8 protein-coding genes are annotated in these 6,330 nt (G+C 56.0%); 5 read left to right on the top strand and 3 right to left on the bottom strand.

From position 1 onward, the window contains the following. Window positions 1-3: 3 nt before the first annotated feature. Both ACOI8A_RS25950 and ACOI8A_RS25955 read right to left on the bottom strand, forming a co-directional pair. Window positions 4-765 carry an alpha/beta fold hydrolase gene (locus ACOI8A_RS25950; RefSeq protein ID WP_420657876.1) on the bottom strand — a complete coding sequence of 254 codons (762 nt, stop codon included), beginning with the start codon at window positions 763-765 and terminating at the stop codon, window positions 4-6. A gap of 12 nt (window positions 766-777) precedes the next feature. Further along, window positions 778-1,362 carry a TetR/AcrR family transcriptional regulator gene (locus tag ACOI8A_RS25955; RefSeq protein ID WP_420650229.1) on the bottom strand — a complete coding sequence of 195 codons (585 nt, stop codon included), beginning with the start codon at window positions 1,360-1,362 and terminating at the stop codon, window positions 778-780. A 174-nt stretch (window positions 1,363-1,536) separates the two neighbouring features. Here ACOI8A_RS25955 and ACOI8A_RS25960 point away from each other — a divergent pair, with 174 nt between their 5' ends. The 5 genes from ACOI8A_RS25960 (at window position 1,537) to ACOI8A_RS25980 (ending at window position 5,419) form a co-directional block, all read left to right on the top strand. Continuing rightward, a complete protein-coding gene (locus ACOI8A_RS25960) occupies window positions 1,537-2,325 on the top strand; it encodes an SDR family NAD(P)-dependent oxidoreductase (RefSeq protein WP_420650228.1) in 789 nt (262 codons plus the stop codon). Between the two features lie 3 nt (window positions 2,326-2,328). Then, on the top strand, window positions 2,329-3,327 hold the full coding sequence (locus ACOI8A_RS25965) for an NADP-dependent oxidoreductase (protein WP_420650227.1): 999 nt from the start codon (window positions 2,329-2,331) through the stop codon (window positions 3,325-3,327). A gap of 590 nt (window positions 3,328-3,917) precedes the next feature. Further along, entirely contained in the window at window positions 3,918-4,280 is a 363-nt protein-coding gene (locus ACOI8A_RS25970; RefSeq protein ID WP_420650226.1) for a DUF6124 family protein, read from the top strand. 147 nt (window positions 4,281-4,427) lie between these two features. Next, a complete protein-coding gene (locus tag ACOI8A_RS25975; protein ID WP_420651472.1) occupies window positions 4,428-4,820 on the top strand; it encodes a hypothetical protein in 393 nt (130 codons plus the stop codon). A gap of 119 nt (window positions 4,821-4,939) precedes the next feature. Next, window positions 4,940-5,419, top strand: a complete 480-nt coding sequence (locus ACOI8A_RS25980; protein WP_420657878.1) for a hypothetical protein — start codon at window positions 4,940-4,942, stop codon at window positions 5,417-5,419. A 249-nt stretch (window positions 5,420-5,668) separates the two neighbouring features. Here ACOI8A_RS25980 and ACOI8A_RS25985 read toward each other — a convergent pair whose 3' ends face one another. Then, entirely contained in the window at window positions 5,669-6,136 is a 468-nt protein-coding gene (locus ACOI8A_RS25985; protein WP_420657879.1) for a hypothetical protein, read from the bottom strand. Window positions 6,137-6,330: the final 194 nt, after the last annotated feature.

The raw sequence follows: 6,330 nt of genomic DNA on the forward strand, positions 1-6,330 counted from the left end.
CAATCACTTGCTGAGAAATTCGCGGATTGCTTCGGCAGTCCGCTTGGCGCTCGTGACCACGAAAAAATGCCCCTCGCCCTCTATGACCTGGAGTTCAGCACGGCGAATGCTGCGGCGCAGGATATGCGCGTTGTACGGCAGAACCAGGGTGTCGCGGTCGCCGGTGAGGATCAGCGTGCGCTGGCGCAGACGGAAAAGCCTGAGCAGGCTGGTCCAGCCGACCAGAGCCGCGAGTTGGTACAAATAGCTGCGCGGGTTCGTCGTTAGCATGCGCTTCGCCACACCCAAGCGCAGCAGCGTCTGTATCGAATTGCGCGAGCCTTCTTGCTTGCGCAGGTTGGCGTTTTTGCTTGAGCTAAAAAAATCCAGGATGTCGGCAGGCTTCACCAGCATCGCCGGGCCTGCTGAAGTCGCCGCGAGGATCAGCCGGCGCACCCTGCGCGGATAACGCAGGGCGAACTCTTGCGCCAATGCACCGCCCCAACTCACGCCGAACACGTCGATCTGGTCGATTCCCAATTGCTTGAGCATCTCAGCGATCAAATCGGCATGGCGCGGCAGACGCATTGGCCAACGGGGCATTTGCGATTTGCCGACTCCGGGCACGTCCAGGGTGATGGTCGTGTAGTCCCCAAGTTCCTCACGCAGCGGATCGAAGGTACGCATCAAGCCACCCAAACCATTGAGCAACAGTAGCGGTGAGCCCTGGCCGCAGATTGAAATATTCACTGTGAGGCCATCAATGGTGAGTCGGCGTGTGGTCACGGATTTCTCCCTTTAGATTCCTTCTGACTGACCCGCCAGCGATTCGCTCATCTGCGCATGACACACCGCCAGAATTTCATCGGCCAGCACCGAGTCGTCAGGACAGGCGCGCGATAGCATGATCGCGCCCACTGCGCGCGCCAGCAGGTCGATCATTTTCACCCGCGCCTCATCCGGCGCAGCGTCCGGCCCGGTCGGGTATTTATCGCCGAGCGTTTGCAACGTGCGCTCGATGCCTTCGGCGAAGGCCGATTTCAAATCACCCGACTGACGCGCCGCGTCACCGCACAACGCCGCCATGGTGCAACCCGTGGCGCGCCCGTCGCGATGATCTCTGGATACATAGACGTCGATGAAGTCCTGCACGCTCATTGCTTCGGCACTGGCCAGCGACTGCGCCAGACTGTTGGCCGAGGCTTCGGCCATCAGGTCAGCCTTCGAACCGAAATGTTTGTAAAAACCACCGTGAGTGAAACCGGCGGCGGCCATCAGATCGGCCACGCCGACGCCGTCAAAACCGCGTTCGCGAAACACCACTGAAGCCGTTTCGACGATGTGCTCGCGGTTTGCCTGGGCCTGAACCTTGGACACTCGCATGTTCGATACCTCGCTACCGCAGGAAATTCATCGCCTGATAATACATAGATGTTGACCGTAATCAAAACCGTTGACAGTTTAGATTTCGGTCATCATCCTAAACTCAAGCGATCCGGTTTCGACGTCCCGCTCGCCCATCAATCCCAATCCTCGTTTGCGAAAAGAGCCGACATCATGACTAACCGCCCTACCGTTCTCATCACTGGCGCCTCCACTGGCATCGGCGCGGTTTACGCCGAGCGTTTCGCCCAGCGCGGGCATGATCTGGTGCTGGTCGCCCGCAACCAATCGCGCCTGGAAGCCCTCGCCGAGAAACTGCGTGGCGAACACAACGTCGCCATTGAAGTGCTTGCGGCCGACCTGACGCGACTCAGCGACCTGCACACCGTCGAAGCGCGTCTGCGTGATGACGCGCGCATCGGCATCCTCGTCAATAACGCCGGTGCCGCCCAGTCCGGCAACTTCATCGATCAAAGCACCGACAGCGTCGCGCAACTGGTGGCCCTCAACACCACCGCGCTGGTGCGGCTCGCCAGCGCCATCGCCCCGCGTCTGGCCAAAGCGGGTGACGGCGCGATCATCAACATCGGTTCAGTGGTGGGTCTGGCACCTGAGTTCGGTATGACTGTCTACGGAGCGACCAAGGCGTTTGTGCTGTTCCTGTCCCAAGGCCTGAGCCTGGAACTGTCGCCTCAAGGTGTCTACGTGCAAGCCGTACTGCCCGCCGCCACCCGCACCGAGATTTGGGATCGCGCCGGGATCGACATCAATACCTTGAGCGAAATCATGGAAGTCGGTGATCTGGTCGATGCCGCGCTGGTGGGATTCGACCGTCGCGAACCAGTGACCATCCCCCCGCTGCACGAAGGCGAGCGCTGGGATGCCCTGCAAAACGCGCGTCAGGGCCTGTTGACGCAGATCCGCCAGTCGGCCGTGGCGCAACGTTATTTGACTCGAGTCTGAACCATGAAGGCGTTTTTTATCGAGCGCTACGGCAAGCACAACGGCATGATCGGCGAAGTGCCCGACCCGGCTGTCGGTGAACATGACGTTCTGGTCGAGGTGCATGCAAGCAGCGTCAACCCGTTGGATTCGAAGATCAGCACCGGCGAATTCAAACTGATTCTGCCCTACAAATTTCCACTGGTATTGGGCAATGACCTCGCCGGCGTGGTCGTGCGCACAGGTTCGGCGGTGACGCAATTCAAGCCGGGCGACCACGTCTATGGCCGACCTCCCGAGACGCGGATCGGGACGTTTGCTGAACTGATCGCCGTGGATGAAAACGCGCTCGCGCTGAAACCCGCGAATCTCGACATGGCCGAAGCGGCGTCCATCCCCTTGGCCGCGTTAACCGCGTGGCAGGCGCTGGTTGAAATCGCTCAGGTGAAAAAGGGTCAGAAGGTGTTGATCCATGCTGGGTCTGGCGGCGTCGGCACGCTTGCCATCCAGCTAGCGAAACACCTCGGCGCCTTCGTTGCGACCACCACCAGTACGGCGAATGTCGAGTGGGTGAAAGCACTCGGGGCGGATGTGGTTGTCGATTACAAACGGCAGGATTTTGCCAACGAACTGCGCGACTTCGACGTGGTGCTGAACAGCCTCGGCGGCGATGTACTGGCGAAATCGGTCAACGTCATCAAGCCTGGTGGAAAGCTGATTTCCCTATCAGGGCCACCGACTGCGCAATTTGCCCGAGAACAAGGATTGTCTTGGGTGTTGGGGCAAGTCATGCGGTTGCTGAGCAGCGGCATTCGCAGGAAGGCCCGCAAGCGCGGGGTGAGTTATGCGTTTTTATTTATGCGGGCTGATAGGAAACAGCTGCAAAAAATCACTGCGCTGATCGAGGCTGGAGTTATCAAACCGGTTATTGATCGCTCCTTCCCTTTTGAATCGACGGCGGAGGCGTTGCGGTACGTTGAGCAAGGCAGATCGAAGGGCAAAGTCACCGTGACACTGAGATAAGTGCATTGCGAAGAATGTCAGTAGATAACGTGGATGGTGCGGAGCATCAGAGTCCAGCGCCTGCATCGGAGGAAGAGCCACCTTGCGACGCACCGGAGCAGATGCAGCCAATAGTCGCGCCGGTAGAAAAGCCGATGATCGTTTGGCGGAGTTTGATGCTTGAGCAGTGATGAGAGTCAGGCGGGGAACTCGGGAAGATTCGATCGGCTAGAGGTTAATCAGCTGGCGTGTTTAATCGGATTTTGCGATGGCGTTTAAAGACACTAAACGTTACTCCCTAAAGGCTACAGCAGCTTGCGCCATTGCCTACGACTACGCCAGAATCCGCCGGCTTGTGCGTCTTGGGCTCGGGTTCTATCGTTGGCCGGTCACTGCGAAACAGTGATCGGGTTTGGTAGACCCGCAGCATTGACGCATTGCGTCACCCCGACACAACCCCTCCCAGTGGGTTGTTTTGACGGTGGCCATGCGCAGGGCTTCCTCGGAAGCGCCGGTTCCAATGCCCGGTCTACCAACCTTCGTATGGCCGCCACCCTCCGTTTGGTAGCGAGAGGGTGAAAGCTCCTTTAAATAGCATTGGAGTTTCACTCATGATCAAACCAACACCGAATCCCCCAGAAACCGATCCAGTTTCGCCCTATCAATTCCCTGATTCCAAAACCCTCAACGAAGCCGCCGAACGCGCCCTCGATCATTACCTGAGTCCCAAGCAACGCATCATGGGCAGCCACCACAAACACGACCCAATGTTCATCGCCAATACGGCCTACGACACTGAATCGCTGCTTGCTAACGCCAGTGAATCACTGGGGTCGGCTGGGGAAATGCTCCACAACTTTGCTGCCGTGCTGGACCCCGCCCACCGCAAGACTGCGCTGGGCATTGCGCAGGTGGTGATGTTGGGGGAATTGGCGGTGAATCAGGCGCTGGATAATGTTGAGGTGAAGGTTTGATCGGTTGCTGAGGACTGCTGGTAGTAAGGCGCCTCATGGGCTGAATCGCCTCAGCCGAATGCTGCCTCTTTTGAGAGGCTGCATTCGGCCAGAAGCAGACGCTCATCAGCAGAAAAATGGGGACAGAAAAATGGGGAAACGGCACACGTGACCACGTCTGCAAATAAACCGAAACGGCATTTCTGGCGCTGGGTGATGGCGCTACTACTCGCCCCCATCGTCTTTTGGTATGTCGCCACACCACAAGTGAGCTTCCACTTCTCTGACAAGGGACAGGGGCGACTCGGGTACATTTTGAATATTCAACACGACATTTCGAAAGGCGAGATTTACCCAGGTGAAGCCACTGGAGGGGCTGGCCACATCTTCCCGAATAGTCAGTTTTTTATGGAGTTTGATTGGAACAACGGAGGGAAATCGCACTGCATCCGGGTCAAACCGAAATGGCCCAACACTGACGTATATATCGGGGCAGATGGCGCTATCGATGGCCGTACTGATGGCTACGTTATTGAAGCATGTGGGCCACTGCCAAAATAAAAATCCAAGTAAAAAGGGACTGATTCTATGATAAATACATCAGTCTCCTTTTTGCTGTCGCTGCCTCTTTGAGTGGCGGCTTTCGGCCAGAAGCGGACATTCGAACACGAGACAATACGATGAATAAAAAAGCAAGAATGACTGCATTTCTGCTCAGTAAAGTAGTAGCCCAACCTTTGATTGGCCGGACGTTTGACCCTGATCGCATGATCCGAATCCCCGATTGTCATTCGATCGTCGAAGTACTTCGCCTCATCAAACATGGCGGGCCAGAATGGGCACATCGTTACGTCACGATGTACTTTTCCGGTCCATCGAATGCTTGGGCGCTGGTCTACTCGCTTCAGGACACCAGCGCCCCGTACTTTGATTTCATGTACACCTGCAAAGAGCCGCCTCAGAAGGCTCTGTCCGCACTGCTAGGGAAGTATCCACAGTGCTCTGTCATCGACTGGTCCCCCGGACGTCTGGCCTGCATCGAAGCTCAGGGAGTGGATGTTGATACTCTTGCTGAAATAGTCCGGGATGTAACTGAAGCTGCTTGGGATGAGCACATCATGTTCGTCGATGCTTCGTACGAGGAAATGGGTAGAGCGTGACCCAAGAGCGGGCGATCGACCTTAACTTCCCACTTTGGTCCGTCACTTATCTGTCATAGCTTTATCGGAACGCTTGTAGGCGGATGTACAAAAAATCAATCCATACGGCGCGCTGTCCCATCCACCTGGAAGCAATGGCTTACCTGTTGAGATAGGTAGCCGCTAGCTATCAGCGTGCCATTCGTAACGGCCGCTTCTCGGCAACAGTCTGGGGTTCGACTTAATCCGCTTTCGGCCCTTGGCTGCAGCTCAAGATGTCGTGTTCCAATAAAAATGGATGTACTCCTCTTCATACTCCGCGAACAGTGAAACGATGAACTCCGTCTTCATTGAATACATCAACAACGCTCCGATGAAGCCGTTCGGCTCATGCAGCGGCTGTTTGAGGGGAGCAATCAAATCCCGCGCCTGATCCGCGACCATTTGATTGAAAACAGCTTCCGAGATTTCCTCAAACTTGGCGTCAGAAACGTAGCCCAGGAAGTAGCTTTCTCTATCGGGATGCCAAGCTACACATTCCGCATGAAGCCAGAATTTCAATCCGTTCTCGCCTTGCTGTTTGGGCGCGCGAGTTATGCGAATGGTCTCTTCAGAATCGGGGTATTCAAAGGCGACTGCTGGATAGGTGACGTAATAGAGACCGCGACAACGATCGCACGCGTTCCAATAAGTCATTCCTTCCCCGGAGAGTTTGTCAAAATCGCTTCTGTTAAACATGGAAAAACCTAATGCGGAAAAGGGGACGAGTTTATTTTCAGAAAACGGATTCTAATCAAAAAATGGGACTGATTTATTTCTCAGAAAATAATTCAGTCCCCTTTTCCGCCTTTTCCGGAATCGAACGATCCACTCCGGAATTGGCTTAAGCGGGTTAATGGGGAGTAATCCCCTTCGTTCGAGCGTCCGGTCTC

This window comes from Pseudomonas sp. P4795, assembly GCF_048822895.1.
Classification (GTDB): Bacteria; Pseudomonadota; Gammaproteobacteria; order Pseudomonadales; family Pseudomonadaceae; genus Aquipseudomonas.

Coding starts and splice junctions, on each gene's coding strand:
- ACOI8A_RS25955 (WP_420650229.1), bottom strand. CDS start 1,362: ATGCGAGTGTCCAAGGTTCAGGCCCAGGCAAACCGCGAGCACATCGTC.
- ACOI8A_RS25960 (WP_420650228.1), top strand. CDS start 1,537: ATGACTAACCGCCCTACCGTTCTCATCACTGGCGCCTCCACTGGCATC.
- ACOI8A_RS25965 (WP_420650227.1), top strand. CDS start 2,329: ATGAAGGCGTTTTTTATCGAGCGCTACGGCAAGCACAACGGCATGATC.
- ACOI8A_RS25970 (WP_420650226.1), top strand. CDS start 3,918: ATGATCAAACCAACACCGAATCCCCCAGAAACCGATCCAGTTTCGCCC.
- ACOI8A_RS25980 (WP_420657878.1), top strand. CDS start 4,940: ATGAATAAAAAAGCAAGAATGACTGCATTTCTGCTCAGTAAAGTAGTA.
- ACOI8A_RS25985 (WP_420657879.1), bottom strand. CDS start 6,136: ATGTTTAACAGAAGCGATTTTGACAAACTCTCCGGGGAAGGAATGACT.